Origin of the sequence: Fluviicola sp. (genome assembly GCF_039596355.1) — a bacterium.
Lineage (GTDB): Bacteria > Bacteroidota > Bacteroidia > Flavobacteriales_D > Crocinitomicaceae > Fluviicola.
The window spans coordinates 399,953-426,532 of the sequence record NZ_JBCNJW010000001.1; the positions used below are offsets into that span (position 1 = coordinate 399,953).

28 protein-coding genes are annotated in these 26,580 nt (G+C 44.0%); 9 read left to right on the forward strand and 19 right to left on the reverse strand.

What is annotated here, in order from left to right; genetic code table 11:
• Position 1: 1 nt before the first annotated feature.
• Together ABDV94_RS01540 and ABDV94_RS01545 are read right to left on the reverse strand one after the other, a co-directional pair.
• Positions 2–1,750, reverse strand: a complete 1,749-nt coding sequence (locus ABDV94_RS01540; protein WP_343604165.1) for a VWA domain-containing protein — start codon at positions 1,748–1,750, stop codon at positions 2–4.
• 5 nt (positions 1,751–1,755) lie between these two features.
• Positions 1,756–2,586, reverse strand: coding sequence for an AraC family transcriptional regulator (locus ABDV94_RS01545; RefSeq protein ID WP_343604167.1), 831 nt, complete (start codon positions 2,584–2,586; stop codon positions 1,756–1,758).
• 86 nt (positions 2,587–2,672) lie between these two features.
• On the opposite strand from ABDV94_RS01545, the gene ABDV94_RS01550 reads away from it, so the two are divergent.
• The 3 genes from ABDV94_RS01550 to ABDV94_RS01560 all read left to right on the forward strand — a co-directional run bounded on the left by ABDV94_RS01550 (position 2,673) and on the right by ABDV94_RS01560 (position 5,555).
• Positions 2,673–3,854 (forward strand): MFS transporter, encoded by a 1,182-nt coding sequence (locus ABDV94_RS01550; RefSeq protein ID WP_343604169.1) that lies wholly within the window; start codon positions 2,673–2,675, stop codon positions 3,852–3,854.
• A gap of 82 nt (positions 3,855–3,936) precedes the next feature.
• Positions 3,937–4,608: a hypothetical protein gene (locus tag ABDV94_RS01555; protein WP_343604171.1), complete on the forward strand. Its 672-nt coding sequence runs from the start codon at positions 3,937–3,939 to the stop codon at positions 4,606–4,608.
• A gap of 95 nt (positions 4,609–4,703) precedes the next feature.
• Positions 4,704–5,555 (forward strand): thioredoxin domain-containing protein, encoded by an 852-nt coding sequence (locus ABDV94_RS01560; RefSeq protein WP_343604173.1) that lies wholly within the window; start codon positions 4,704–4,706, stop codon positions 5,553–5,555.
• A gap of 278 nt (positions 5,556–5,833) precedes the next feature.
• Here ABDV94_RS01560 and ABDV94_RS01565 read toward each other — a convergent pair whose 3' ends face one another.
• The 14 genes from ABDV94_RS01565 to ABDV94_RS01630 all read right to left on the reverse strand — a co-directional run bounded on the left by ABDV94_RS01565 (position 5,834) and on the right by ABDV94_RS01630 (position 17,130).
• Positions 5,834–6,802: an ADP-ribosylglycohydrolase family protein gene (locus ABDV94_RS01565; protein WP_343604175.1), complete on the reverse strand. Its 969-nt coding sequence runs from the start codon at positions 6,800–6,802 to the stop codon at positions 5,834–5,836.
• A 248-nt stretch (positions 6,803–7,050) separates the two neighbouring features.
• Positions 7,051–8,508, reverse strand: a complete 1,458-nt coding sequence (locus ABDV94_RS01570; RefSeq protein ID WP_343604177.1) for a nicotinate phosphoribosyltransferase — start codon at positions 8,506–8,508, stop codon at positions 7,051–7,053.
• A gap of 110 nt (positions 8,509–8,618) precedes the next feature.
• On the reverse strand, positions 8,619–9,458 hold the full coding sequence (gene prs / locus ABDV94_RS01575; protein WP_343604178.1) for a ribose-phosphate diphosphokinase: 840 nt from the start codon (positions 9,456–9,458) through the stop codon (positions 8,619–8,621).
• A gap of 74 nt (positions 9,459–9,532) precedes the next feature.
• Positions 9,533–10,225 (reverse strand): NUDIX domain-containing protein, encoded by a 693-nt coding sequence (locus ABDV94_RS01580; protein WP_343604180.1) that lies wholly within the window; start codon positions 10,223–10,225, stop codon positions 9,533–9,535.
• Positions 10,226–10,285: 60 nt separating this feature from the next.
• The gene (locus ABDV94_RS01585) at positions 10,286–11,650 is read right to left on the reverse strand and encodes an aldehyde dehydrogenase family protein (RefSeq protein ID WP_343604182.1); all 1,365 of its coding nucleotides are present in this window, start codon (positions 11,648–11,650) and stop codon (positions 10,286–10,288) included.
• Positions 11,651–11,702: 52 nt separating this feature from the next.
• Positions 11,703–12,611, reverse strand: coding sequence for a hypothetical protein (locus tag ABDV94_RS01590; RefSeq protein WP_343604183.1), 909 nt, complete (start codon positions 12,609–12,611; stop codon positions 11,703–11,705).
• 50 nt (positions 12,612–12,661) lie between these two features.
• Positions 12,662–13,219, reverse strand: a complete 558-nt coding sequence (locus ABDV94_RS01595) for a hypothetical protein (protein ID WP_343604184.1) — start codon at positions 13,217–13,219, stop codon at positions 12,662–12,664.
• A gap of 40 nt (positions 13,220–13,259) precedes the next feature.
• Positions 13,260–14,045, reverse strand: a complete 786-nt coding sequence (locus ABDV94_RS01600) for a hypothetical protein (RefSeq protein ID WP_343604186.1) — start codon at positions 14,043–14,045, stop codon at positions 13,260–13,262.
• 163 nt (positions 14,046–14,208) lie between these two features.
• Positions 14,209–14,502, reverse strand: coding sequence for a hypothetical protein (locus tag ABDV94_RS01605; RefSeq protein WP_343604188.1), 294 nt, complete (start codon positions 14,500–14,502; stop codon positions 14,209–14,211).
• Between the two features lie 11 nt (positions 14,503–14,513).
• Positions 14,514–14,894, reverse strand: coding sequence for a hypothetical protein (locus ABDV94_RS01610; RefSeq protein ID WP_343604190.1), 381 nt, complete (start codon positions 14,892–14,894; stop codon positions 14,514–14,516).
• A 39-nt stretch (positions 14,895–14,933) separates the two neighbouring features.
• Positions 14,934–15,860 carry a carbon-nitrogen hydrolase family protein gene (locus ABDV94_RS01615; protein ID WP_343604192.1) on the reverse strand — a complete coding sequence of 309 codons (927 nt, stop codon included), beginning with the start codon at positions 15,858–15,860 and terminating at the stop codon, positions 14,934–14,936.
• Positions 15,851–16,441: a GNAT family N-acetyltransferase gene (locus tag ABDV94_RS01620; RefSeq protein WP_343604194.1), complete on the reverse strand. Its 591-nt coding sequence runs from the start codon at positions 16,439–16,441 to the stop codon at positions 15,851–15,853. The genes ABDV94_RS01615 and ABDV94_RS01620 overlap by 10 nt, the downstream gene beginning before the upstream one ends.
• A gap of 2 nt (positions 16,442–16,443) precedes the next feature.
• The gene (locus ABDV94_RS01625; RefSeq protein WP_343604196.1) at positions 16,444–16,845 is read right to left on the reverse strand and encodes a ketosteroid isomerase-related protein; all 402 of its coding nucleotides are present in this window, start codon (positions 16,843–16,845) and stop codon (positions 16,444–16,446) included.
• Positions 16,846–16,917: 72 nt separating this feature from the next.
• A complete protein-coding gene (locus ABDV94_RS01630; RefSeq protein ID WP_343604198.1) occupies positions 16,918–17,130 on the reverse strand; it encodes a Kazal-type serine protease inhibitor in 213 nt (70 codons plus the stop codon).
• Between the two features lie 244 nt (positions 17,131–17,374).
• Between ABDV94_RS01630 and ABDV94_RS01635 the strand changes: the two genes are divergently transcribed.
• Positions 17,375–19,096: a PKD domain-containing protein gene (locus tag ABDV94_RS01635; protein WP_343604200.1), complete on the forward strand. Its 1,722-nt coding sequence runs from the start codon at positions 17,375–17,377 to the stop codon at positions 19,094–19,096.
• 380 nt (positions 19,097–19,476) lie between these two features.
• On the forward strand, positions 19,477–20,721 hold the full coding sequence (locus ABDV94_RS01640) for a cation:proton antiporter (RefSeq protein WP_343604202.1): 1,245 nt from the start codon (positions 19,477–19,479) through the stop codon (positions 20,719–20,721).
• A gap of 163 nt (positions 20,722–20,884) precedes the next feature.
• Here the strand turns inward: ABDV94_RS01640 and ABDV94_RS01645 are convergent, their stop codons facing one another.
• The 3 genes from ABDV94_RS01645 to rplS all read right to left on the reverse strand — a co-directional run bounded on the left by ABDV94_RS01645 (position 20,885) and on the right by rplS (position 23,108).
• Positions 20,885–21,760, reverse strand: a complete 876-nt coding sequence (locus ABDV94_RS01645) for a nucleoside hydrolase (protein WP_343604204.1) — start codon at positions 21,758–21,760, stop codon at positions 20,885–20,887.
• A gap of 94 nt (positions 21,761–21,854) precedes the next feature.
• On the reverse strand, positions 21,855–22,646 hold the full coding sequence (locus ABDV94_RS01650; RefSeq protein WP_343604206.1) for a hypothetical protein: 792 nt from the start codon (positions 22,644–22,646) through the stop codon (positions 21,855–21,857).
• A 105-nt stretch (positions 22,647–22,751) separates the two neighbouring features.
• A complete protein-coding gene (gene rplS / locus ABDV94_RS01655; protein ID WP_343604208.1) occupies positions 22,752–23,108 on the reverse strand; it encodes a 50S ribosomal protein L19 in 357 nt (118 codons plus the stop codon).
• A gap of 405 nt (positions 23,109–23,513) precedes the next feature.
• Here rplS and ABDV94_RS01660 point away from each other — a divergent pair, with 405 nt between their 5' ends.
• The 4 genes from ABDV94_RS01660 (at position 23,514) to ABDV94_RS01675 (ending at position 26,468) form a co-directional block, all read left to right on the forward strand.
• The gene (locus ABDV94_RS01660) at positions 23,514–23,963 is read left to right on the forward strand and encodes a RimK/LysX family protein (protein ID WP_343604209.1); all 450 of its coding nucleotides are present in this window, start codon (positions 23,514–23,516) and stop codon (positions 23,961–23,963) included.
• Between the two features lie 38 nt (positions 23,964–24,001).
• Positions 24,002–24,880: a 30S ribosomal protein S6--L-glutamate ligase gene (rimK, locus tag ABDV94_RS01665; protein ID WP_343604210.1), complete on the forward strand. Its 879-nt coding sequence runs from the start codon at positions 24,002–24,004 to the stop codon at positions 24,878–24,880.
• A gap of 129 nt (positions 24,881–25,009) precedes the next feature.
• A complete protein-coding gene (locus ABDV94_RS01670) occupies positions 25,010–25,996 on the forward strand; it encodes a succinylglutamate desuccinylase/aspartoacylase family protein (protein WP_343604212.1) in 987 nt (328 codons plus the stop codon).
• Positions 25,986–26,468 (forward strand): RNA methyltransferase, encoded by a 483-nt coding sequence (locus ABDV94_RS01675; RefSeq protein WP_343604213.1) that lies wholly within the window; start codon positions 25,986–25,988, stop codon positions 26,466–26,468. The genes ABDV94_RS01670 and ABDV94_RS01675 overlap by 11 nt, the downstream gene beginning before the upstream one ends.
• Positions 26,469–26,580: the final 112 nt, after the last annotated feature.

Here is a 26,580-nt window from a genome sequence, read left to right on the forward strand (position 1 = left end):
ATCACTCACTGGCAATTTTCAACAAGGCTTCCTTCAGGTGGATGCGGTTGGTATCATAGAATCTGACACCCAAATCTCCGTATGTTTTTTCCAGGTTTTTCGCTGCTTTTTTGCTTAGCGGTTTGCCCAGGTAAACGAAATAGATTTCGATTCCACCGGCTTTCAATCCGCTTAATAATGTACGTGTTTCGGCATTCAACGGAAATTCACCGTCCGTTAACACCAATACGGCATTCACTCCTTTTTCAAGTTTGTCGGACAAAAGAAGCTGTTCCACAGTTTGAAGGCCGTTTTGAATATTGGTTTGCCCGAAAGCACGAATCCGGTCGATTTTTTCCTGGATTGGTTTCTTTTGATCACATGGCACAGCCCGGAGAATCACTTCAGACTTCCCGGAAAAAGTGACGATTGAAATCCGGTCTGTTTCGCGCTGAATGGCAACCAGCTGTGTTGCATTTTCCTTCAGGTGGGTCAGTTTCCCCGATTCATTCATAGAAGAAGAAGCATCCAGCAGGTAAATCAAATGGTGTGGAGCCGCTTTTTGAATGAGCAGTTCTTCCGGTGTCCATGCAGTTGCAGTTGGAATCGATTCCGTTTCATTGATACTATGAGGAGTGTACTCAAACTTGTAAAGCAGTCTCGGAGCCATTAGTAACACATTCTGGTTGGTATCAATCTCCGATTTGGAAAGACAACAGGCACTTGTTTGGGTAAATGTGAGCCCGTCGGCAATGGCAATGTAATCGTTGTAATCTTCGATAATTGAATTGTAACTGCGCACAAAGTCGTTGTAGGCCTGCTGAGATTGCTTGATAAACGGTTCGGGAGCATGTTTGGAAGCAGCAAACCAGTACAGGTTGCTCTGCATCGAGGTATAAAACGTGCGATACCGCGTGTGAAGCCAGAATCCGCTGCTCAGGTTGCCGTATCCGCGGGTTTTGTACAGGTAGAGTGAATCGTTTTTCAAACCTTCGGCATTGAGCAGGCGAAGTTGGGTATCGTATGAAACGTTGTTTGACAAGTTTTCCCGGTACAAATCCCTTTCCCAGTTTGTCAGCAAATTCATCGTCAGGTTCAATTCCTGCAAGCCCTGTTGTAATTCCTTATGCGAAGACAAAAATGGCGGAAGACTTTGATTGCAATAGTTCACCAGCGTTTGATCCAGTTCCTGTGAATTCAGATGACACTGTTCGAACCAGTAAGCATGCTTTTTCAGGATCGTTTGGGCATTTACAAACAACGAATCCGAACGGAATTGTTTCGCAGAAATGTATTCGTTTAAAGCAGTGTGAACGCTGTATAAACTGTCTGCTGAATGGAGGTATTTGGTAAGTACGGGTGCAATGGTCATGTAACCGTTTTTGGTTTTAGCCAGTGTTTTTAAAACGACTTCCCGCGTTTCCAGCCATGGGAGATAATCTACCTGGTAGGCCGGAATGCGCTTTTGTGCGTCGGGTGTGATTTCCCTGAACCGGAAAATAGCTTCGATTCCTGCGAAGGATACGGTTCCGCTGTGCTGGGTTTTACTGCAGTAGAAGTATGATTCATTGAGCTTTTCACTGCTTCTGTACAGGGCTTTTTGCAGTTGAACAGCATCAAAATACCATTGTTGGTTGCAGGAACTGAATGCATTCATCATTTCCACAATCCGGTTCATTTCGCGCATCCGTTCGTTCCGGTTTTGTGCAAAACTTTGCAGTTGAAAAAGGAGAATTCCTCCAAATACAAGTCGTTTGAAAAGCTGCTTCATCCGCATTAGTTTTGAAATGATTTCGGACTCACACTACGCTTCTTTTTGAAATAATTGGAAAGGTGGCTTTCATCCGAAAAACCGAACTCATAGGCAATTTGCTTCATCGAAAGCTGTTTGTTTGAAATCCGCTTCTCGATCAGTTTGAGTCGCAGGTTGTGTACATAGTCCCGGTAATTCATGTTGAAATGCGTCTTGAAATACGCACTGAAATAGGAGGGAGCAATGTTGAAATGCCCGGCAATGATTTTTACGCGCATTTCTGCCGGAGAATAGATATTCTGATGAATGTAGGAAGCAATCAGTTCCGGGTTGCAAGCCATGATCGCATGATCGAGCTGTTTGGCGCGCAATGCTTCCTTGATGAGCCCGAAAATGGACAAAATCTGGAAGTAGACGATCGGCGAGCTGGCCACATCGTGCCGGCAGTTATAAGCCGTAATATTTGAAACAGTATTGCGGAGAATCGTTTTGCAGGGCTGATCCAGTTCCAGTGGCATTTCTTTCAGAATGTTATAGCGCATCATGTCTTCCGGGTTGTGAATGATGAGGTCGTCTGAAGTGAGGTGCTTTTTGGAACTGAAATAGTTGTCCGTAAACTTGATAAACACAAAACGCGTAGATTCCGTAATGTCAAAATAATGCTGATCGTCCGGGGAAATCACGAACAAATCATCCGCCTTATACGGAATCAGGTTGTTATTCAAATGATGTACTCCCGTTCCCGAAAGAATGTAAATCAACTCGTAATACGTGTGGCTGTGAACAGGAAGGTGAAACTTTACCTCTTCGAATTCATGAATAACCAGGGTTTCAAACTGACTTAATTTTTTCATGTCAGATAATTACAATTTTAACACTTAAAATTACAAGTTTATTCGCTTGCCTGCAAGTAATTTTGCAATTGATTAGAAAGAAAAATATGAAAAAATCACTGCTGGCACTCTCATTCGGAGGGTTAACAATCGGAATTACGGAATTTGTGATGATGGGACTCCTTCCCGATATTGCGAGAGATCTAGTGGTTTCCATTCCGACTGCGGGCTACCTGATTTCGGCTTATGCTTTGGGAGTTGTGATCGGAGCACCAACACTGGTAATCATGACCCGGAACTACCCGCCGAAAAAGGTGTTATTGCTCCTGGCAGCAATGCTTGCTGTTTTTAACGCCCTTTCGATCATTGCACCCAATTACGAACTGTTGTTTGTTTCGCGCCTGCTGTCCGGATTGCCTCACGGAGCCTTCTTCGGAGTAGGAGCGGTAGTCGCCAGCAGGTTAGCCACTAAAGGAAAGGAAGCACAGGCTATTTCAATCATGTTTGCCGGTCTGACATTGGCGAATCTGTTCGGAGTACCGCTTGCAACCTATGTCGGACATCATTTCTCCTGGCGTTATTCATTTGCTATCGTGGCGCTGATCGGAGTGATTACCTTTATCTCACTCATTTTCTGGATGCCGGTACTGGAATCCGGGAAAAAAGAGAGTATTAAAAACCAGTTGAGCTTTTTTCAGAATGCACGTGCCTGGTACATTATCCTGATCACGGCGATTGGTTTCGGCGGTTTGTTCTGCTGGATCAGTTACATTGCTCCATTGCTGACAGATATTTCCGGATTTGCATCTGAAGATGTATCCACGATTTTGGTTTTGGCCGGATTGGGAATGGTTGTCGGAAATTTCCTCGGTGCGAAACTGGCAGACCGTTATTCGCCTGCTAAAATCATCCTGGTACTCTTGCTGGTCATGGCACTTGACCTGACTATCGTGATGTTCGGTTCATCCAACCAGGTGGTTTCTCTGGTAATGGTCTTCTTTACCGGTTGTATTTCGTTTTCCGTTGTTGCACCGATCCAGATGCTGATGATCCAAACGGCAGTTGGTGCGGAAATGATTGCTTCGGCGGCTCTTCAGGCGAGTTTTAATATCGGAAATGCATTGGGTGCTTTCCTTGGAGGAATTCCGCTCGTAATGGGTTACGATTTTACGTCTCCGAACTTTGTGGGCTTGTCCATGGCGCTGACAGGAGCTTTGATTACGACCTTATTGATCCTGAAATCCCGTGGAAGCGAAGAGCTGGTGGTTCGTGAAATTTCGGACAAGTAGTTTGCTTTTTGCACAACATTTTTACCCTTTTTAGGGTATTGTAAGCTGTGTTCATCTTCGTAATTTTGTTTAAAGCGTGAGTATGATGAAAGAGCAGAAACATAAAATGGAATCAGGTTTGTCTGAGCGTTTATTAAAAGAACGCATGGATAATAAGCCTGTTTACACGACTTCGGAAGACTCTTTACGTACATTGATCAGCATGGTTGAAGCAGGTTTTTCGGAATTCCCGGAAGAACTGCTGCAGCAGATTTCCGTTCAGGATTTGCTGAATATGCTGAAACGATCTCACGGGGTTTATCTCAATACCAAGCTTCCTGAAATAGAGCAGTCCATTTACAGCCTGTACAGCAAACAGACCAATTCGGATAATGTATTGCTGATGCTTTGCGGGTTCTTCATTTCGTATCAAAAGAAATTGGTTGCACACATTCAGTATGAGGAGGTATTCCTGTTCCCGTATATCCAGTCTCTGCTGGAGTTTCAGAAAAGTGGTAAGGAAATCGACCGGAACCGGTTTGGGAACTTTACGCTGAAACAGTTTTTTGAAAATCATTCGAACCTGGAAGAAGATCTGAACGAAGTGCGCAGCAAGATCAGCGAGCATATTGAAGGATTGAAAACGCCGTTGGCATTCCGGATTTTTATGACCCAGCTGGAACATTTTGAAAAAGATCTGGCGATTCATGCCGTACTGGAAGATGAAGTATTGCTGCCACGTTTGGTAGATATGGAACTGCATTTGCTTGGATAGTTCCCGTTTTAGGATTCCAACGCTTTTCGTTGCTTTGTCGGGCTGATTTTTGGTCTGATATTTGTCTTTTCGTAACTTCAACAAAAATCTGAAAGATGAAATTGATCGTTCTTGCCTTGACGGCACTTGTGAGTACCTGCTCATTCGGACAAATTACCTTTGAACACGGTACGTTGAAAGAAGCCCTGGAAAAAGCCAAACAAGCTAAAAAACCATTGTTTGTAGATGTATATGCTACCTGGTGCGGGCCTTGCAAGCAAATGGCGGCAACCGCTTTTATCGATCCGGAAGTGAGTAAATTTTACAACGCGAACTTCGTGTCTTTAAAACTCGACGGTGAAAAGAATGATGGTCCGGAGGTGATGACCAAATATGGAATCAACGCTTATCCGACGTTGTTGTATTTTGATGCATCCGGGAATCTTGCGGGAAAAGTAGTCGGGGCTATGCAGGCGAAGCAATTGCTTTCCAAAGGAGTAGAAATCGCGAATCCGGAATCAAACCCGGTTTTTTTGGCGCGAAAAGAATACCTGAAATCCAAGAAGAAACAAGCAGATTTGAAAGCATATGTCAAAGTTCTGAGCGACAATCAGCATGATTCACTGACTAAATATGCAGCAGAATATTACCAGAAATTCCCGAAACTGAATTTGGCCGATCCGGTGGAATTGGTGGTATTCAAATCAGCAGAACATGACTACAAAAATCCGTTGAGCATCCAATACCTGAACGACGAGAAAAACCTGGCAGATAAGGATGAATACCTGAATAAGATCAACGATTACTTTATGGCGACTTACCAGCAGGCAAAAGCCGCGAATGATTTTGAAATCATGAAATCCATGGTAGTGGAACTCTTTCCGTATCTTCAGAAATGCAACGTTCCGAATCTTCCTTCAATGGATGAGTACCTGGAATACGTAAAAACACAATTCGAAAACCAGTAAGTTCAGTCTCGCGGATGCCGCAAATGACGCCGAAAGTCAGGGGCAGTTTGTACTTTCACGTTGCGTTCCTCAGCGTAATCGTTCGGCTGGCTGAGTTCACAACGAAGTCTGCGGAAGAAAATATCCTGGATTTAGTAAATCACTAAACTGAAATTGTCCGCGAATATTTTACCCTGTTCATTTCAAACGCAGAGAAGCCAGGAGCGCAAAGAAGTGTGATTGTCATTACACAATCATTCTGCGAAATCTAAGCAATTTGCGGGAGAAAATCCCCCATTTTATTCAATCCCTAAGCCAGGATTGTCTGCTTGTATTTTGGCTGAAAGCTTTTCAGCAAGTTCTTTGATGTCATTTGCTCGAGTAAGTTGATTCATCCAGTGCTCCGGAATGTTTTCCCAGCCGTAAATTAATCCTGCCAGAGCACCGCATACGGCACCGGTTGTGTCGGTGTCATCTCCCAGATTGACTGCTTTCAATACAGCATCTTCATACGTTTCAGTTGTCAGTAAACACCAGATGCTTGCTTCCAGCGTATGCAAGACGTATCCGCTACTTTTGATTTCTTCAGATGGGAGTACAAAAATATCAGCTTTTAAAAGACGGTCAAACAAAGTCGTTTCTTCCGGATTGATCGATAGTGTTTCCAAATAAGACGGAATCAGGTGTTGGATGTGTGTGTAGGCCTTGAATTTATCGTTGGTAAACAGTAGTTCCCGTGCAAACTCCAGGTAGTAAAAACAGGCAATCACCGACCGGATATGTGCATGTGTCATGGAGGAAACTTCTTTCGTAATCCTGTAGCGTTCTTCAATCGGTTTGTCAAGCAAATAAAAGAGCAGGGGAGCAATCCGCATCAAAGAGCCGTTTCCATTGGATGAAGGAGACATACCACCGGCCAGGTCAGGTCTTTCACCATCCCGCAATCGTTCGATGGCATCTAAGGTCGCGTTCCCGATGTCGAAAACAAAACCTCTGGCTGTCCAATAGCTGTAATCATACCAGTCGACAAAATTACGTGCAGTCAATTCCAGGCTGAAATCATGCGTCAATGCTTCTGCCAAACAAAAAGTAAGTGAACCATCATCCGAAAATGTTCCGGGAGCCTGGTTGTGTGTACCGTAACCGATCATATCAGAAACAGGATGCCGTTCCAGGTATGATCTGTCTTTGAATTCGACCGGAACGCCTAAAGCATCGCCTATAGCCAGTCCGAAAAATACCGATTGGATCTTCTTTTCAAGGTTCATGATGAAATTTGTTGCTGTGTTAACGTTGTTAAGTCAGTCTTTCTAATTCTAATTTTGAATGATGGCCGCTTATTGCACTTATTTCGCAGAATAGGATATACTTACGCATTCATTTCAAACGCAGAGAAGCCAGAAGAGCGCAAAGCAGTGGGATTGTCTCGTCACGCTATCATTCTGCGTTCCTCAGCCAAGTCTGCGGAAGAAGAAAAAAATACCGGAAGATTCATCCGGTATCTTCTATTTCCTAATCAAATCTGTTCTTTCAAGCGCTGGCGGATTTCCTGCAGGCTGTGCTCAAGGAGTAATTTTCCGTCGCGGAATACCTCTTTCAATTCACCTTGCTTTTCTTCTTCCCAGCTTACCTGGTCTTTCAACGTATACACACCGTCGTTCAGTTCGATTTTCATCAGTCCTTTGGCAGATTTTTTTGTTCCGTCGTCCGTAATCGGATCTTTGAAAATTTCACGTCCTTTGCCGTCTACTTCGCCATAGGTGGCTTTCATGGCAAACCCGAAGGTGTCGCGGGTGTTGTACTGGTAGGTATATGAACCGATTCCGAGCACGACGTTCGTAGATGCAAATCCTTTTGCCTTCAGACGCTCACAGATTTGTGTTGCTCTTACCACGGTAATACTATCCCCGTAAATGGCTCCGATGTGCGGATCGAGTTCTTTGTAACCTTTGTCATTGGTTTGTCCGCCGAACGTTTCCCACAACAGTTCTACCACACCTTTTCGCTCGTGTTCGTTCTTTCCTTCCGGATTTCCGCAGATGATATCTACCGGATCACCGCTGTCGGGGCGGATTACGACTTTTCCTTCGCGCTGCAGCACTTCTTGTTTAAGCTTCGGCAGGTAATCGGTCAAAACCCGCCACAAATCCCAGGTATCGGAAACGATTGAAACGATTCCTTTCGGGTACACATCACAGATCAGGCGGCGGAATGTTCCGATTTCATCTTCGATGGTTCCCATACACATCACGCTGTGTTCCGTTGCAGCTACGGATCCACCGATCAATTCTTTATCAGAATCCGCCAGGTAGTAACGTTCCAGTACTTCAATCGCCGGGATGGTATCGGTTCCCGTAAAACTGGTCAGGTGACCGATTCCGGAGATCAATGCGGCTTCTGTTCCCGCCATACCGCGCATGGAGAAATCATGTCCCTGCCAGTCTACAAATTCAGGAGCAGAAGATGTTTCCTGTGCAAATTTGTCCAGTACCATGCGGTATTGTTTGGCGATGGTTGCAGAAGTGCAAGGCATCCACACGACGGCGGAAACAAGCGTTTCAAAGTAATTGGTCAGCCAGAAAAACTCAGGCTGTGTGTTGTACATCGTAAACATCGGAACTTTGGTCGGCACGGTAGCACCTTCCGGCAGTGCTTTGATCACCATCGGGATGTAGCCCAGGTCGTGAAGTGCTTCAATGTGTTTGGTTCCCACCTGGTTTTCGCCCAGGTAATTGTTGATGCGGCGGGCATATTCAGCTACGACCTTTTCTTTCGGCTGTTTGAAAAAATAGGTTTCAAAATCCTCCAGGATGTATTTCTTTACGAAGTACTGAAGGCCGAAAAACACCACTCCCTGGATATCGTCAATCCTGCTTTTGCGTGGAGTCCAGTTAGAGTAAACAAGCGTTGTTCCTTCGGGATATTGTCTTCTGTGGTCGACTTTGTAACCGTCTGTTAATAATAAGGGATTCATATTGGGTGGGTATTTATTTTTGATGTAAGTTATATGTGATAATAGTTCAATAGTGAATTTAAGCCTTTGAACCTTTTGAACAGATCAGGATTGTCTGTTTTGGAAATCCATTAAGCTAAAAGGGCTTGATCCAGCTTGAATTGAGTGAGTTGTTCGTGCTCCAGTTCTCTGAAAGAATCAGTGGTAAACACGTGGTCGAAACATGCCGCCAGTTGATCGATACCCTTGCTGAAAATTCCGTGACTGACTGCTAAATAGAGTTTTCCGGCATGTTTTCGTTTTAATTCAGCTGCCAGACCGATAAACGTTCCTCCACCGTCGCAGATATCGTCTACTACCAGGCAGTCACGGCCCTCCAGGTCATCGGCATAGACTTTAAAGCCTTCCAGTTTGCCAGTTTTCACGTCGCGGTGCTTGCTGCATTCCACTACTTCCATTCCGTTCAGGAATTCAGAAACCTTGTAAATTTTCTTCAACGCACCACCGTCAGGAGAAACCAAAAGCGGTTCATTCCCAATTTGCTGAATCACTTTTTGGATGAACCGGTGATTCGGAACAGCATTGCAATTATTCAAGAGGGCAGGAGCTACTTCTGAGTGGGCGTCGAAAACGGTCACTTTTTTGAAACGGAAACCGTTGATGATATCGGCATAGACTTTTACTGTCAGCGGTTCGCCGGGTATCATTACCCGATCCTGGCGTGCAGCCGGAAAGTAAGGAATCACCAGCTGGTATAATTCCAGTCCCATGCGCTGCAAGGCATCCACAGCAAGGCAAAGGACTCCGAAATCGTGAAATGAATTCAAACGATGCGTAACCGTTACGGGTTGTTGGTGATCAAAGTCGGGATTGATCTTGATATGTGGTTCTCCTCCTGCGAAGGTGAAACTTTGAAACTGGATTTCGTCGCCGTTCAGCGGTTTGAAATGGGAATCGAGATTGAGTATCATATTTTAGTTGTTTGTGTAATATATACGCAAATATAGGTTTAGAATTCAGAAATGCAAAACGTTTTGTGTTAAAATTACGCAAAGTTAATTTCGAAGTGAAAACCATTTTCAGTTAACTGCTTGTATTTGATTTTGTTGAATCGGAAAAGTTTGGCCGGTCGTCCATTTTTTTTGCCGCCTAATTCACCCGTTTCTTCTACAATTCCGAAACTCAGAATCTTTTTCCGGAAGTTTCTGCGGTCAATTTCCCGGTTTAGGATCGTAGTATAGAGATTTTCCAGTTCGGAGAACAGAAATGCTTCAGGAAGCAGGTCAAAACCGATCGGTTGGTACGTGAGTTTGTTCTTTAAGCGTGCAATGGCAGTTTGAATAATCTGCCGGTGGTCGAAGGCGAGGGGAGGAAGTGCATCCACCGGGAACCACTGAGCTTCTTCGGCATCCGTATCGGCTGTCGGGTTCAGTTCGGTTGAGTTGACCAGCGCATAATAGGCAACGGAAACAACCCGGAAACGCGGATCGCGGTGAATATCATCCCCGAAGGTATATAACTGTTCCAAAAAGTTGACCCGGATCCCGGTTTCTTCGCGGAGTTCCCTGTTGACGGCATCTACCAGCGGTTCGTCATCTTTGACAAAACCACCCACCAATGCCCATTGCTGTTTCATTTCCCCGAATTTCTGCTTGATCAGGAGCACGCTGAGTGTGTTTTCCGAATAACCGAAAACAATGGCGTCGACTGCAATTTTGATGTGTTGCTTCAATTCCATGAAGAATGTGTGTGTTTTACGCAAAACTAAGCGAAAATTGTTAGCACGGATAAAGAGCAGTTATTTAATTCCCATGAGACGTTTGATCCATTTCAGTTTTCCTTCTGAATAAGGGGAATACTTCAATTTGGTTTCGAGCCAGTTTGCTTTTTCCAGCACACTTTTGTAATGCGAAAATGCCCTGAATCCGGCTTCTCCGTGGTAAGAGCCTGTTCCGCTTTCACCCACTCCGCCGAATGGAAGCCTGCTGTTTGAAATGTGCATAACGGCTTCATTTACTGCACCGCCCCCGAATGATAGTTCATTCAAGAGTTTGGATTTCAACCCGGAATCTTTGGTGAAAATATAACAGGAAAGCGGTTTTTCGCGGTTTTTGATAGCGGTAACTGCTTCATCCAGAGAATTGTAAACAAGTACGGGAAGCAGCGGACCGAAGATTTCTTCCTGCATCACCGGATCGTCAAAAGTGACATTGTGCAGCACCGTTGGTTCAATGATCCGTTCCGCTTCGTTGATTTGACCGCCGAAATACACTTTTCCCGGATCAATCAGTTTTTTCAGGCGTTGTACATTCCGGTCGTTGATGATCTGGATGTAATTTCCGTTTTCCACGGCATACTTTGCCTGGATGATTTCTTCTTTCGCCTGTGCCAGAAATTGCTCTTTCAATGACTTCGGAACCAGGATGTAATCCGGAGCGATGCAGGTTTGACCTGAATTCAGGAATTTGGCCCAGATCAGGCGTTTGATTCCCATTTTCAGATCGGCATCTTCGGTAAAAATTGCCGGGCTTTTTCCGCCTAGTTCCAGCGTAACCGGCGTGAGGTGTTTTGCAGCTGCCTGGTACACAATACGTCCCACATTCGGACTTCCGGTAAAGAAAATCTTGTCAAAACGCTGTTCCAAAAGTTCCGTTGTTTCCGAAATACCGCCTTCAACGACATGAAAGAACGAAGCATCGAACTGCTGATTGATGAGTTCCGCCATGATCCGGCTGGTATGCGAAGGCAATTCACTTGGTTTCAGAATCACGGTATTTCCGGCGGCAATGGCTGCGATTGCAGGTGCGAAAGACAATTGATACGGATAATTCCACGCTCCGATCACAAGCGAAACTCCTAACGGTTCGGGAATGATGTAGCTTTTTGCGGGAAAATTCACCCAATTGGTGCGCACGCGTTTCCGTTTCGACCACCTTTTCAGTTTTTTGCAGGCTTCGTCAATGTCCAGGAAAACCAGCCCGAATTCGTTGGTAAACGTTTCGAAGGGCGATTTTTTGAAATCGGCGTAAATGGCTTCATTCAACCGGTTTTGGTTATCGAGCAGCAGTTTTTTTAAGCGCTGAAGCTGTTCGATCCGGAAATCCGTATTTTTCGTCCTGTTGGAATTGAAAAATGTACGTTGCTGATCAATGAGTTCTTTCATGACCTCAAGTTAGTAGAAAAAACAATGACATGAAAATGCTGCTGCTGAAATCTTAGTAGTATTCAATCACGCGTTCCACAATGAAGTAGCCTTCCTCTCCCTGAATGATTTTCTTAATCCAGTTTCCGTGCGAATCCAATTCGTAGGTACATTGTTCCGGGTAGGAAACCGTTCCGTCAGTTTCTACTTCCGCTGACAATACGATATTTCCGTTTTCAAAGGTGTCGTCGATATAACCGTCGGGTTGCCCGTCTTCAAAATCGACCCAATGTTCCAGCACTTTTTCCTTGTTTTTATACACATAAGTCGTGATTTCCAGAATTCCTTCCACATTATCGCTCCATTCTTCTTTGGCGAGTAATTGATCCGCGTTATACGTGTAAAGATGTGTGTCTTTATTCGTTCCATGCTTCAATTCCCTTGCAATGAGTTTCCCGGCTGCGTTGTATTGGAATGTTTCGACACTAACAGAAGCATCTCCGAGAAATTCCTCTGACCGGATCAATCGGTTTTCTGCATTGTAGGAATAACTGAAATGAATGGGTTGAGCAGTTTTGACGCGCAGGTCTGTTTTATCAGATGAACTGATCCGGTTCAGTGAATCATAGGTGAAATGGTAGGAAATCCCACGCCTGTTGATTACCGAAATTCTGCCGGGTTTATCGTATTTGATGGAATAGGTGACTTCTTTCTTGTCCAGGTTCAGCTTGTTTTCCAGGGTCATATTTCCCAGCGTGTCGAAAAAGGATTCGGAATCGTATTCAAAATCATACTGCCAGCCTTTGACAGATTTCACGACCCCGTTTGCTGTTTTGGATGCCGTGAACGAAGTCTCCTTCACTTTTTTCACTTTCCCGCGAAGTCCGGCTGATTGGAGGTTTTCTGCGTTCAGGATGAGTTCCTGGGCATTCAATTGCTTGCAAAGAAAGATCAATAAAAGTGAAAAGATGTGTGTTTTCATGAAAATGACTGAGTGAAAATACAGAAACGAACGATTTCCCGGGATATTTTTTAATCGATGAATTTACTGTATTTGTAATACAACAGGGCGTATTTGGAATCGATTGTAAAATGAGTAATCTCTTTGTATTTACAGGAGACCGGTTTCAGATCGTATTCCCCGCGTGCGTTGAAATAGTTGATTTTAACGTGTTTGTTGTTACATGATGCCACCGGCCCGATTTGAAAACGGTCGTCATTCCCATAGAGCGCTTCGATGATAACCGGGATCTGCATTTCCCGGATGGTTTGAAACATGTTCTCGTAGCTGTCCAGGTGAAAATTCAGGGATTTGTTTCGTTCAAAAATCACGTTCTTTAAACCTTCTTTTTCCATGATTTTCTGGATAAATTGTTCATTTTCGGTTCGTTTGATTTCAGAAATGTCTTCTTTCCGGATTACCACTGTTCCATTATAAAAGAAGTCATAATCGGTAGACATCAGCAAGAAGTTTTTATCCTGTTCATGAATGTAACCGTTAAAATTGGTGATAGAGGTTCCATCTTTGTCACAAATGTAGATTTTGACATATTCCTCTTTATTGATGTGTTTTTGAATGCGTTTTTTCATGTTTTGATTGTTGAAGGTAATGAGTGATTAGTTATTCGATTTATTTCCGGACAAACAAATGTAATTGTTTAGAGAACTCAAAGTAGATACTCTTTTTCGAAAAAGTATTGAGTTTATTGGTTTCAACATGGTAGTTCGATTTTTCAACATCCAGTTTTAAATCATAGAGGGGAGACTTTGTTTTCAATGTACTGAGGTTGATTTTAATAACATTTTGGTTGTCCAAATCCGGGAAATAATAGTTGTGCGAGTAGGTATAATTGAAAATCTGTCTTAAAGCAGTATAATCGTATTGGTTGATTTCATTGGGCTCTTCCTCGTACTCGAATTCCGGAGCGTTTTTCTCAATAGAATACCAAATCTCTTTACCGGAAAAATCCCCGGTATTACCACCAATTCCCTGTTGGAAGCAAAGAGCAGTCCAGTTGTTTCCAAGTTTTCTCAGATAAATGTGTCCCTGATCTTCACGTCCTGTTCTGTATTCTCCGAAATATCCCAGATTAATCAGGTGTTTTTGAAAACCGTAAAGTCTCCATTGATCTTTGTGTTTTGTGAATAAGGCAACGCCAAGTGATACACCTTCAAAATGACTTCCTGTGATGATTTCAGTATTCCGATCCAGTTGTATGTTAGGATTGGCAAGTATAACAACTGCAGATTCGTTTCCGTTTGAGTTTCGGAAAAACAATACGGTATCAACTTCGGTATGAATAAAGGAATCATATGAAACGGGGATCAAATCAAGATTCCGGCTTTTTCCGGAAGCAGGTTTCCAAAGAATTCTGTTTTTAGCATCGAATTGATTACTTCCATACAGATAGTTCAACAGTTTAGTTGAATTGTTTAAATCTACTAGTGCTTGAATTTCAATGTGTTGACTATTTGTTTTGCTGTTTGAAGCTGGTTTAGATGAACCGTTCTGAGTACAGCTTTGCAAAAACAGAACAATAATCAGTGGATATCGTTTAAGTTGTTTGAGCGGCATGGTATTAGGATTTGGAAGCGTATACCAGTTTCAGGATAAACAATACCAACTGAAAAATCCCTGTAAGTGGGAAAATAAGAATATACAACCACAAGGCAGCGCCTCCGCCGGTATTTTCATTCCACATACTTTCTCTCGAAGGTGTGTTGGAATAGGCCAGCATTAAGGGAAGCAGAAATAGTATGGTATTTAAAATTAAAAGGATATTCAAGGTGATTTTCCGTGTTTTATTCACGTCTTTGACGAACAACAAAGCAATGCCTGAAACGGGAATTAATAAGAAGAGAATGATTGCCATGTGGTGTGATTTTAGATTTCTTCTACGTCGAGAAATTTCCCGAACAGGATGAAAGTAATAAATATCGAAAAGATAAGCCCCAGGATAAAGGACAATAATCTCAAATTTGATTGTATGTCAGTTTTCCGTGAATAATACAGGCGTAAGATCGTACTTCCGAAACCAAGTGTATAACAGGCATTGGCGCAAAGGGTAAAAGCAACAGAAAACAGAATTACCTTTGAAAAGCCCCACCTCAATACCCCGTTTGGAATGAGTTCGATCAGGAGTATTTCACAGGCAATCAGGATAATGTTATATAGAATTCTCCTTGTTTCCCACCAGCGGATCAATGCAGAGAAATCAATCTCAGGTTTCTCAGGAATATCGAGTATTTCTTCGGGGTGGTTCACACAATTTTGATCTGTTAGATGCTCATTACTGATCGTAAACTAGACGTTCTGAAGCGATGAATTTAGTACGGCTTCCTTCAGCGAAACCACTTCTACCTTGCAAATTCCGTCGTTCATTTCCAGCCGCTGGCTGTGTTTGAAGTTCAGCACCTGGCCATTTTCCCGGATCGTTTCGTTTTTGGAGAGATCCAGTTTGTGAATCAGCCAGCCGGGGAGTTGTGCTTCCGTCAATGCAAGGATTCCTTCGTCCTGGAAATCACCGTCGGGAGAGGAGTAGATTGCTGTATATCCGTAATTGATGTCAACTGCCGGAGACCAGAGCGCATCGCCCACGGTTTGGGAAACTGCCGTGTAATATTGTTGTTCCATGGCCCTTGCCCGCGCACCAATGTGCACACGTGTAGCACCTTTGAGCGTTTCGGTACAGGAGGGAACCAACATAAACTGAGCGCCGGCTTCTGCCAGGAGTTGTCCTCCCAGCGGGAACTCAATATCGAAACAGATTTGGACGCCGAATTTCCCGAAAGCAGTATCGAACAGGCGTAAAGCTCCGTCGGAAGAAGCGATTCCCCAGGATTCGTCTTCGAAACGGGTCATAAAATGCTTGTCCTGCCAGGAATACTCCGTCTTACTGAATACGAAGCAGCGATTAACCGTTTTTTCTCCCAGATCAACCGGGAAACTCGGAGCAACGATTACGCAGTTGTATTGCCGTGCAAATTGCTGAAATGTTTCTATGAAAAATGGCAAAAAATCCTGCAAATGAGCAATCTGCAGTTTCAAATCTTCACGAACAGCTTGTGGAAACAAGGCAGTTAGTTCCATGCTTCCGTATTCGGGAAAGGTGAGGACTTGCGCGCCGGATGAAACGGCTTCTATGATCCATTTTTCCGTATGATTTTTCCAATCTTCGAGTGACCGGTGCTCCGTAATCGGATATTGAGCCAACGCAATCGTTACTTCCATTCTTTTTGCCAAAAAATCAGTTCTTTTTCCGTTTCTTCCGTTTCATTTCTGTCGAGCCACGACATGGTGCAGCTAAAATCTTGTTTCACATATCCGCGTTTCGTCCAGAAGACATCATTCGGACGGTGATCCTGAGGTTTTAAGGGATGATCTTCGGGCCTTACCACCGAGCAGAAGGTGGTGGTTCGAAACCCGTTTTTCAAGGCGTGTTCTTCACGCACATCAAAGAATTGGTGTCCCAGCCCCATTCCTCTGTATTCCGGTAGGAGAATACTTTCTCCGAAATAGAAAATCTCATCCAGGTTCAATCTTCGTTCTTTGAACGGCTTTTGAATAGCTTCGTCTTCTGCAGTCAAAGGCATTCCGGTGGTGGCACCGATAAGCCGGTCTCCGTCAAATACGCCAAACGCAATACTCAGCGGATTCCGTGTGTAGATCTGCAGGTAATGTTGTTCGTATTCCAGGTTGCCCTCATACAAATAAGGAAAATCATAGAATACAGACATCCGGAGTTGTCCCAGTTGTGGAATGAAGGAACTAATTTCTTCCCCGTTTGCCAGTTTGTAAATGAGTTGATCCACGGTTATTTGGAAACCAGTTCAATCCACAACTCCAGGTTGTAGTAAGTGGTAACGCGGGTAATTTTTCCGTTCTGAACTTCCAGGAAAGCCGCTGCCGGAAGAATGTAGCTTTGTCCGTGAGCCGGTGGAAGACCTTCTTCTGCTTTTTTGTATGTTCCGTGAACTACAAATTCCGCAGCAATACGACCTTCAGTTGCCGAAGAAAACAAAACGATGTCTTTGAGGGTTTCCGAGTAGCTTTCATCCATGTGCTGCATGAAGTCGGTAAACAGTTTTTTCCCGATTCGCGGAGTTCCCTGATTGGGTTCGTGTTTGATGTTCTCATCGACAAGTACCAGCATTTCATTCCAGTTGCGTGCATTAAACGCGTCGTAATACGCTTGTACGATTTGTAAGTCAGTCATTTGTTTATAATTGATAATTTAAGATGTAGAATTGAAAAGGTTTTTCCTTGTACATTTTCAATTCTCAATTTTTCATTTGTTTGGGCATTCTCCCTTGACGTATTTTGTAATTCCATGGCACTGAGCAGTGCAGGCGTTTGAATACGTTTTCTGATTGCATCCGCAAACCGGATCGTATTGCATGGTGCATACGCAATCTTCCTTTACCTTTTCGGTACAATCTGCTTTGCTGCAACCTTTTCCGGCAGCTACCGCCAGAATCGAAGAGAATAGTACTATTTTCATGACCCAAGAATTTAGGCTAAGATACTTAAAAAAATGCCGTCAATGAAAAGAGCCGTCCGGTAAAAAATGCTTCAATTCCGATTGGTGGCTGAAAAATCTGAGATGTCTAAGTAACCGGCAGGGCAGAATAGAAATCAAAATCCGGGTTCGAACTGACAGGGGAAGTGTTAAAATACGGATGTTGGTCATTTAATGATCATTTTTTTAATAAATTAATCCTGCTATAAACTAACAAACTACTGGTATGAAAAAACCGATACTACTACTCGGAGCGTTGTTCCTAACGCTTCATATTTGTTTTTCACAACAATACAATGAGCTTCGCTACAGGGAGCAAATTTTCTCAGGAACTACTTCACAGCTGAATGTGCAGTATGGAGCAGCTCCTCAGTGGATTTGGCCGTACTGGAATGAAAACCTGCTGCTTGACGTTTATCAACCGGTGGGAGATGTGATTACCAAACGGCCTTTGGTCATTTTGGCTCATTCCGGGGGATTTCTAAACGGGGCGAAAGACGTAAGCGATATGGTTGCACTGTGTGATTCGCTTGGTCGGCTGGGGTATGTAACTGCCACGATCGAGTACCGCAAAGGGTTTAATCCGTTGGATAATGAGAGTGCAGAGCGTGCGGTTTACAGGGGAATCCAGGATGGGAAAGCGGCAGTGCGTTATTTTAAGCAAAACGCTTCGTTGTACGGAATTGATACGAACTATATTTATTTCGGGGGAATGTCTGCCGGCGGATATGTGGCCTTGCACGTTGCGTATATGGATTTGGAAAGTGAACGGCCCGCAAGTACTTATGGCGGCGGAACGGTAAACGACCTGGGATGTTTGAACTGCGCCGGAAATAACTATGCGCATTCTTCCAAAGTGCGGGCGATCCTGGATTATTGGGGAGCGGTGCAGGACACAACCATTATTGTTGCAGGAGATATTCCCTTAATGATCATGCATGGTGAAAATGATCCGACGGTTCCGTTTGATTACGGTCATCCGTTTGGATTGGCGACTTTGCCACAGACCTATGGCGGCTGGCCGGTTTCAATCAGGGCAGCATCTGTGGGGTTGGATTATGAGTTTTACACTTCAGAAGGTAACTTGCACATGCTCGACGGAAGCGATAACGGAACCTTTAATGCCAGCAATCCGCCAAATTCATTTTGGTATGACACCCTTCTACCGAGAACGCGGGCTTTTTTGTACCGGATGACGAAACCCAACCCGGTCAGGATTTCAAATGACAACGTCGAATTGTGTTTTGGAGAAGTGCTGAACCTGGAGGTCGACGGGAATGATGCTTCGTATTATAAGTGGTATTACAATACGGCCAATGCCTTGAATGTGGTTGATAATCATTCGCAGCAATTATCGCTTTCGTTTTCCCAGTCGGGAGATTATGATGTGGCTGTTGTTGAATTTAACGAGGTGTTTTGTGCCAGTGATACTTTGTGGTTTCATGTGAGCTACAGGGATCCCGTTGTTGCTTCATTCTCCAGTGCGCTCATCACTGTGGGAGAAATGTCATTCACCAGTTCATCTGTGAATGGAGAAACGTTTCTGTGGAATTTTGGTGACGGAGTCAGTTCGTCCCAGGAGAATCCGGTTCATGCATACGCTTCAAACGGAACCTATTCCGTACAGTTGATTGTTACGGATGCATTCGGTTGTTCCGATACGATTGTGCAGCAGGTACTGATCGAGTCGCTGGCTGTTACTGAACATGATTTGACTGATTACGTAACCGTTTATCCGAATCCGTTTTCCGGGAAACTGGTTATTGAAAATCACTTGCCGAATGGAATCACGGTGGAGATAACAGATGCCCAGGGTAAAAAAATACGGATGTTGAATACGCAAGAGAACGAAATTATTCTGGATACTGAAAAATGGAGCACAGGAGTATATTTTGTGACCTGTATATCAGATGACGGAAAGAATTCGGTTTATAAATTGATCAAGTAGAAAGGATTATTTGCTGGTTTAAGGGGTTAATCGGTTGAAAAACGGTTGCTTTTGACGTTCGTGGGCGTAATTCCGCAATATTACGCCCAGGTTTCCAATGGAGTATTTCCATAAACCGAATCCCGTTTTCACCTCACAACGTTTACTTCTTTATTCTACATTGATAAATGATGCGCGGTCAAATTGGAAGCTTCTTCTGCGGATATACTGTTTTCATCAAAACCGATCCTGTAATATCGAAGTTCCGGCGAAACGAATGATAAAAAGGGTTAATAAACAGCGTTTTTTAAGGTTTATTCTTTTCCCCGGTAAATGAAAACGCCTATTTTTCAGAGACACCTGACTTCAAAAGCGAAGTTTTTAACCAAAAACAAGAGTATATGGAGACATCAGTGATCATTATCGTTATCGGATTTTTTATTTTTTGCGGCCATTTTTTAAGTGGTGTTTTCGAACGCAGAAGTATCCCGGATGTATTGGGTTTGATGTTTCTCGGAATTCTTCTGGGGCCTGTCTTTCACATTGTTAACCCGGAATCTTTCGGGAAATTTGGTTCCTTGTTCAGTAATTTTGTGTTGATTTTCATCCTTTTCGAAAGCGGAACAGATCTGAAAATTTCGGAAGTGCGGAAATCGTTCAAAGAATCAGCAGGAATTACGGCCATCGGTTTTGTTTTTACGTCGATTACAATCATGATCCTGTGTATGCAGATTTTTCATCTTTCCTGGGTGAGTAGTTTGTTTATCGGGTCGGCACTGGGAGGAACTTCTTCTGCTGTCGTGGTTGGCTTGGTGAAAAAAGTGGACGTGCAACCGAAAACAGCCACTACGCTCATTATCGAATCGGCAGAAACAGACGTGTTCACGCTGGCCATTCCGCTGGCGATCCTCGGATTGATGGTTTCAGGCGATTTCTCGGTCAAAACACTGGTTTCCCAATTTATTACGTCATTGGTACTGGCAGTGGTTTTCGGAATTATGGGAGCTTTGTTCTGGGCCTTTATTCTTAACAAAGTCCCCACGCTGAAGGCAACGAAGTTTTCTACCCCGGCTTTTTTATTCTTGATCTACGGTCTTTCCGAATACCTCAACTACAGCGGGCCTTTGACAGCTTTGACCTTCGGGATTGCGATCGGTAATCTGAGCTATTTCGAACCGAAAATTCTCCGGAAGATCATCCCGAACCAGCGCATTATTCTGCCGGAAGCCGAGCGGGTATTTTTTAGCGAAATCGTGTTTTTACTGCGAACTTTCTTCTTTGTGTTCATCGGAATCAGCATTCGGATTAACCGCATCGACTGGCTCTTATGGGGTGCGCTTATTACGTTTATTGTGTATATGGTACGCATCCTGGTAGTCAAACTGGTCATTTCTTCCGATACTCCGGTTCTGGACCGGGCGGTGATGTCGTTTATGATTCCTAAAGGGCTCGGAGCTGCGGTAATAGCAACATTGCCTGTTCAGCAGGGACATCCGGACGGGGTGATTATTCAATCGATCTGTTTTGCGGTGATTCTTTCCAGTACGGTGTATTGTGTGCTGTTTTTCTTCCTGACGAAAACCGGGATTATGATTCCTTTTTACCGATTGGTTTACGGGAGGCGCGGGCAGTTGACAAAGAAATAGAGGGATAGAAGCAAGGATGTTTGGTTGTGTTGAAAGAGTATTTGGAGGCGAATACTCCTTCGTTTGCAAACCCGGACGTAATTCCGCAATATTACGCCCAAGGTCAGCTAGTTATCTAATTGGTTCTTGTTTTTCCATGAAAGAAATTCAGCTGGATGCGAAACTAATCCGGCTTCATCACCATCCAAAGAGCTTTTAAATCCGGAATGTAAGTCGTAATCAAAGAAGACTGCTTTTCCGGGTGTTTTTCTGCTTCCATACAGCCCCAGCCACCACTTTTCCGATACGGAATCACTTCTGCCCACAAGGCTTTGGAAGCATCAATCGCTAATAATCCAGCAACTGTATCGTGCAGCGCTTTTTCTTTCAGGTCGACCGCTTTCAGGAACAAATCCAATCCCTTGTTTTGATTTCTGAAGGGAACAAGCAATGCGGCATCAACTTTGGTGAAGATGGCACCGTGACAGACATTTTTGCTGATCAACCGCCTTTCAGTCATCGGAATGGCAAGCAAAGCCTCAGCTGCAAGCGGATTTCCGTTCAGGTTAAAAGTGGGACAGGTGATCTTTCCGTCAAATTTTTCGAGGCGGTGTTCCTTTGGTACAATATTATCGCCGGCAAACCCGCCCTGGCAGAACCAACGTTCAAAGAACGTTCCGGTAGCCTCATAAAACGCATGCGGATTGGTGAGAGCGGCTCCCGTAAGTAAGGTACAATCGGGATGCTTGCGCAGTGTTTCAGCCATGATATTTGCAGCAGTATCATCCGCTTCGGAATGCTCAAATACTCCAATCCAGTCGCTGTGAAAGCCAGAAACACGTTTTGCAATCGATTTGGGAGTTCCTGCTCCAATCCGGATGTCTGGTCTGTCGAGGATTCTCAGGAGATGGCGTATCATTCCGATTTGGTCAGTCCCGCCCGGGTGTACGGAAACACTCACGAGGTGCACTTTCGGGTGTGTAGCCAAAATAGCAAGGGTCATCGAATCGTCGGGGTCGGCAGTTTCCAGATCAAAATGGAAAGGGATTTTAGGTTGCATGTAGTAATTGTATTTTTTTGAGTAGTTTATTTTTACGACTGTAAAGATAAGGAAAACGGCTCAATTCAGGTGGATGAATGACAGGTTGATTGAATCAGTCTGCAATCGTAAAATCCACATGATAATGATCGTCGTGCAGGCTGTCAATCAAATCACTGAGTTGCGTTGCGAAGTAAATCCCGCTGGTTTTGAGTTTCTGACCGTATTCCGTAGCAAACAGTTCATCCTTCAGGGCAATTTTCAGGATTACTTTGTTGATTTTCAATCCGTGCTTTTTGGCTTCCTCGTTCAGAACCAGCAAATGGTGAGCGATTAAATTGAAATCGATTGCATAGGAGGAATCTTCCGTATACACGCCATTTTCATTGAAATCCATCAGGTAATGCGGGAGTCCCAGCCGGTTGAAATCCATCGTAGAAACCCCGTTTTTCAGCATCGGTGACATGAAATCAACACTCAGTCCATTCTGATGCGTCCGGTGAGGCCAGATTTTTCCGCCGTTTTCTTTGGAACATTCCATGAGTCCGAATTCGAAGGACGGCTCAATTTGTTCAAACCGCTCATAGGTTTTCAAAACCGTTTCGTAAACCTTCTGGTGTACAAAAGCATGTTTGTCGAGGTAGCTGGTCGAATCGAAATAAATGAAGTTTGTTCCTTTAAACGGAAACAAGCGGCCATTTTTCAAACTTCCGTTGCTGACCGTTCCCGATGAAATACTCGCTTCCTTGTGGTCTTTGTAGTGATTGTATAAATCCTGTATGGGATTTGTTTGTTGAGCGGAAGTAGTTTCCTGTTGAGATGCCGGTGTTTTGACTGGGGGATCGGTTTGTCCGCTGCATGCCTGGATCAAAACAAGGGCAGGAGCGAGGAAGAGTGCTTTTTTCATGGGGTGAAGCTTCACAAAGTTAGTGCCAACAAAAAAGTCGGGCACAAAAAAATCCCGACGTTCGCAAAGCGAGGTCGGGATCGTATATCGAGATAAATCTTCGGCTTAGTGAGAGAAGCTTCTTTTTTCTTTGATACGTGCCGCTTTTCCGGTAAGACCACGGAAGTAGAAGATACGTGCACGACGAACAGCTCCACGCTTGTTCACTGTAATTGAATCAATGAAAGGAGAAGAAATAGGGAAGATACGTTCAACACCTACGTTTCCTGACATTTTGCGAACTGTAAACGTTTCAGTTGAACCTGATCCGCGACGTTGCAAAACAACACCCTGGAACTGCTGAATACGCTCTTTGTTTCCTTCTTTAATTTTGTAAGATACAGTAACTGTATCTCCAGCACCGAAAGCTGGGAATTCTTTTAATTCTACTAGTTCTTTTTGAAGCTCTCTGATAAAATCCATGACTCTAATTTTCTTTCACTATATCCCGTAATTGGGGGTGCAATATTAGGAATAATTTTTCAATTTATGATAAAACCCTTAACTTTTTTTTATTTGAAGCAGTTTTCCGGTTTTTATTTCCTCTTTATATATAAAGTCTTATCCTGAAAATGACGTTCATTACATGTTTCAAAAAGTTCCATGGTTCAAAAGGTTTAACAAAAGGGCTATTTAACTTTTATACCCTTTCAGCTCATTGAACAAGGATAGAAATTCGAAATGACAACATACTCAGGATCAAACCTTCATTGAAGCTTCCTCCTGCCCGAAATTCATTTTTCAATTCCGGCGAAGCTTCAGGACAAAACATTTTTCTAAATTCGACCGTTCAAATACTAACTTCGTTTACAAAGATACCGCGAAAAAATGGAATCAGCGAATAAGAAAATAATCGGAAGAAAGGATCTGGTGTCTTTCCCGGGATTTGAATTAGAGCATGTGCCGGTTAAAATTGACTCCGGAGCCTATTCCAGCTCGATGCATTGCGAATCGATCGAAATCATTGAATTCGGAGAAAAAGAACAGCTCCGGGTAGTATTCCTCGATCCTTCAATCTCCGGTTATACAGGGAAAGAAGTGGTTTTTGATTCCTTTAAGGTAAAGGTCGTGAAAAGCTCCAATGGAATCGCCCAGGAACGATTTTTTGTTAAAGGTACGATCCGCTTGTTCGGTGAAACATATGAAACCGTATTTTCGCTGACGGAACGGACGGGCTTACGAAACCCCATTCTTTTGGGCAGGCGCTTACTGAACAAACGCTTCCTCATAGATACTTCTAAGACGAATTGCTCCTATAAATACGAAAATACTAATTGATACCGAAGGAAAGGGACGAGCCTTTCAATAAACTGAGAATGAAAATTGCTATTTTATCACGCAATCCGCAGCTCTATTCAACCCGCCGTTTGGTGGAGGCAGCGGAAAAACACGGTCATGAAGCCCACGTGATCGATCATTTGCGCTGTAATATCGAAATCGAACAAAAAGGCCCCTCATTGTTTTATGGATCCGGTTACCTCGAAGAGTTTGATGCGGTGATTCCAAGGGTAGGAGCTTCGGTAACGTTTTATGGAACGGCTGTTGTGCGCCAGTTTGAAATGATGAATGTCTTTTCAGTGAACAGCTCCCGCGGAATCGTGCATTCGAGAGACAAACTGCGTTGTCTGCAGGTACTGTCGAAAGAAGGAATCGGTTTGCCGAAAACCGTCTTTACGAACTACTCCCGGAATGTAGAGCACGTAGTTGAATCCGCAGGAGGAGCGCCGGTTGTATTGAAACTACTGGAAGGAACTCAGGGATTGGGAGTCGTACTGGCTGAAAACCAAAATGCGGCGCAATCGGTACTGGAAGCATTCAACGGATTAAAAGCCCGCGTCATCGTTCAGGAATTCATCAAAGAAGCAAAGGGAGCAGATATTCGCGCATTTGTAGTAGACGGGGAAGTGGTTGGAGCCATGAAGCGTCAGGGAAAAGAAGGGGAGTTCCGTTCGAACCTGCACCGCGGAGGAACGGCAACCATTATGGAACTGACCGAAGAGGAAAAACGGACGGCAATCAAGGCTGCTGAAGCAGTGGGGCTGGGAGTTGCTGGAGTGGATTTACTTCAGTCTTCCCGTGGGCCTTTGGTACTGGAAGTCAATTCTTCTCCCGGACTGGAGGGAATCGAACGTGCTACCGGGGTAGATATCGCCGGAAAAATTATTGCTTTTATCGAGAAGAACGTACTAAAATAGTTGTTGTAAGAAAATCCGGTGATTCTGAATTGAATCTTTTCAACCCATTGAAACTTTTTACTTTTGGATGAGAGTAGAAAGCGAATGTTCGGATGAACGGCAGATCTGACAAGTCTAAAATGAAATAAAATGACCCGAAAGTTCTACATACTTGGAAAAGAGATTCTACCAGGAGAAAGCGTGGAATTGAGCATGGATGTAGCCAGGCTGCATACGCACACGCCGGTTCAGGTGCCGGTGTTCGTGGAAAGATCGTTGAAAGACGGTCCGGTTGTACTCCTGATGGCCGGAATGCATGGAGACGAGATCAACGGGATGGAAATTATCCGCCGCGTGATCCGCAAGAAGTGGAACAAGCCCATTGCAGGAACGATTGTATGTCTTCCGGTATTCAATATTTTCGGGTATCTCAACTTAAAACGGGAATTGCCCGACGGGAGAGACCTCAACCGCAGTTTTCCCGGGTCGAAAAATGGCTCGCTGGCCAGCCAGTTTGCTTATCAGTTTATGAACCAGATTGCACCGAACGTAGATATCGTGATTGATTTTCACACCGGTTCGGCACAGCGTTCAAACATTGCTCAAATCCGCTGCCTGCTTTCCGATCCCATCAGTATGGAGCTGGCACGCGTATTTAGTCCGCCTTTCATCGTGCATTCGGGATATATTTCTAAATCGGTTCGCGAGGCATTAAACAAAATGGGGAAAAAGATCCTGCTTTTCGAGGGTGGGAAAACCAATTCCATTGACGAAACGATTGTGGAAGAAGGACTACTTGGAATTCAGCGCATTCTGAATCACTTCCATATGAAGAATTTCAAGCTGGATCAGGCAGAGAGGGAACCGGTCATTATCAAATCTTCCCGCTGGATGAGAGCTCCGCTTTCAGGTGTTTTTCACGCAGCAGTTCAGAACGGACAATACGTAGAAAAAGGAGATTTACTTGGGTATGTCAGTGATCCTTACGGCTCAACGGAACGAAAGATCAAATCCACAGCGAAAGGATTTATTATCTGTACGAATGAAGCACCGCTTGTCAATAAAGGAGATGCTATTTTCCATGTCGGCACGGCACTGATGAACGATAAACCGCTTATCTTGAAGGATGAAGACTAAAAATATTCACGGGTATTGTGCAATCGGCGTGTTCAATGCAAAAACAGAACACAACATCGGAACGCTTTGGAGATCAGCTTATATCTTGGGAGCTTCCTACATTTTTACGGTGGGGAAACGCTACAAAAAACAGGCCTCAGATGTCACGAGAACCTGGGCACGGATTCCGTATTTTCATTATGATACACTGGAAGATTTGTGCGAGAATATTCCCTATGACTGCCACCTGATTGCAGTAGAGTTAACAGATGATGCGGAGTTTCTGCACGAGTTTAATCATCCCAAACGGGCAATTTACCTTTTAGGTTCTGAAGATCAGGGCTTACCGGAACACGTATTGCAGAAATGCCGGAAAGTCATCAAGCTTCCCGGAAATTCTTCTCTCAACGTTGCCGTAACCGGAAGCATTGTGTTGCATGACCGTGCCGCAAAATTAAATTTGGAACTTCCTCCGTACCATAACCAGGATTAGTTCAAACGGCTCTGTTAGTTTTGGATTTCCGCATTTTCACAGGCCAGTTAAAAATGTAACTTACTGATTTTTATTTGTAAAAAACAATTTTCATTGAGTGAATAGTATGTTT

Bases quoted from the DNA above. Each gene is read 5' to 3' on its own strand.
- ABDV94_RS01540 (WP_343604165.1), bottom strand. From the start codon at position 1,750: ATGAAGCAGCTTTTCAAACGACTTGTATTTGGAGGAATTCTCCTTTTT.
- ABDV94_RS01545 (WP_343604167.1), bottom strand. From the start codon at position 2,586: ATGAAAAAATTAAGTCAGTTTGAAACCCTGGTTATTCATGAATTCGAA.
- ABDV94_RS01550 (WP_343604169.1), top strand. From the start codon at position 2,673: ATGAAAAAATCACTGCTGGCACTCTCATTCGGAGGGTTAACAATCGGA.
- ABDV94_RS01555 (WP_343604171.1), top strand. From the start codon at position 3,937: ATGATGAAAGAGCAGAAACATAAAATGGAATCAGGTTTGTCTGAGCGT.
- ABDV94_RS01560 (WP_343604173.1), top strand. From the start codon at position 4,704: ATGAAATTGATCGTTCTTGCCTTGACGGCACTTGTGAGTACCTGCTCA.
- ABDV94_RS01565 (WP_343604175.1), bottom strand. From the start codon at position 6,802: ATGAACCTTGAAAAGAAGATCCAATCGGTATTTTTCGGACTGGCTATA.
- ABDV94_RS01570 (WP_343604177.1), bottom strand. From the start codon at position 8,508: ATGAATCCCTTATTATTAACAGACGGTTACAAAGTCGACCACAGAAGA.
- prs (WP_343604178.1), bottom strand. From the start codon at position 9,458: ATGATACTCAATCTCGATTCCCATTTCAAACCGCTGAACGGCGACGAA.
- ABDV94_RS01580 (WP_343604180.1), bottom strand. From the start codon at position 10,225: ATGGAATTGAAGCAACACATCAAAATTGCAGTCGACGCCATTGTTTTC.
- ABDV94_RS01585 (WP_343604182.1), bottom strand. From the start codon at position 11,650: ATGAAAGAACTCATTGATCAGCAACGTACATTTTTCAATTCCAACAGG.
- ABDV94_RS01590 (WP_343604183.1), bottom strand. From the start codon at position 12,611: ATGAAAACACACATCTTTTCACTTTTATTGATCTTTCTTTGCAAGCAA.
- ABDV94_RS01595 (WP_343604184.1), bottom strand. From the start codon at position 13,219: ATGAAAAAACGCATTCAAAAACACATCAATAAAGAGGAATATGTCAAA.
- ABDV94_RS01605 (WP_343604188.1), bottom strand. From the start codon at position 14,502: ATGGCAATCATTCTCTTCTTATTAATTCCCGTTTCAGGCATTGCTTTG.
- ABDV94_RS01615 (WP_343604192.1), bottom strand. From the start codon at position 15,860: ATGGAAGTAACGATTGCGTTGGCTCAATATCCGATTACGGAGCACCGG.
- ABDV94_RS01625 (WP_343604196.1), bottom strand. From the start codon at position 16,845: ATGACTGACTTACAAATCGTACAAGCGTATTACGACGCGTTTAATGCA.
- ABDV94_RS01630 (WP_343604198.1), bottom strand. From the start codon at position 17,130: ATGAAAATAGTACTATTCTCTTCGATTCTGGCGGTAGCTGCCGGAAAA.
- ABDV94_RS01635 (WP_343604200.1), top strand. From the start codon at position 17,375: ATGAAAAAACCGATACTACTACTCGGAGCGTTGTTCCTAACGCTTCAT.
- ABDV94_RS01640 (WP_343604202.1), top strand. From the start codon at position 19,477: ATGGAGACATCAGTGATCATTATCGTTATCGGATTTTTTATTTTTTGC.
- ABDV94_RS01645 (WP_343604204.1), bottom strand. From the start codon at position 21,760: ATGCAACCTAAAATCCCTTTCCATTTTGATCTGGAAACTGCCGACCCC.
- ABDV94_RS01650 (WP_343604206.1), bottom strand. From the start codon at position 22,646: ATGAAAAAAGCACTCTTCCTCGCTCCTGCCCTTGTTTTGATCCAGGCA.
- rplS (WP_343604208.1), bottom strand. From the start codon at position 23,108: ATGGATTTTATCAGAGAGCTTCAAAAAGAACTAGTAGAATTAAAAGAA.
- ABDV94_RS01660 (WP_343604209.1), top strand. From the start codon at position 23,514: ATGGAATCAGCGAATAAGAAAATAATCGGAAGAAAGGATCTGGTGTCT.
- rimK (WP_343604210.1), top strand. From the start codon at position 24,002: ATGAAAATTGCTATTTTATCACGCAATCCGCAGCTCTATTCAACCCGC.
- ABDV94_RS01670 (WP_343604212.1), top strand. From the start codon at position 25,010: ATGACCCGAAAGTTCTACATACTTGGAAAAGAGATTCTACCAGGAGAA.
- ABDV94_RS01675 (WP_343604213.1), top strand. From the start codon at position 25,986: ATGAAGACTAAAAATATTCACGGGTATTGTGCAATCGGCGTGTTCAAT.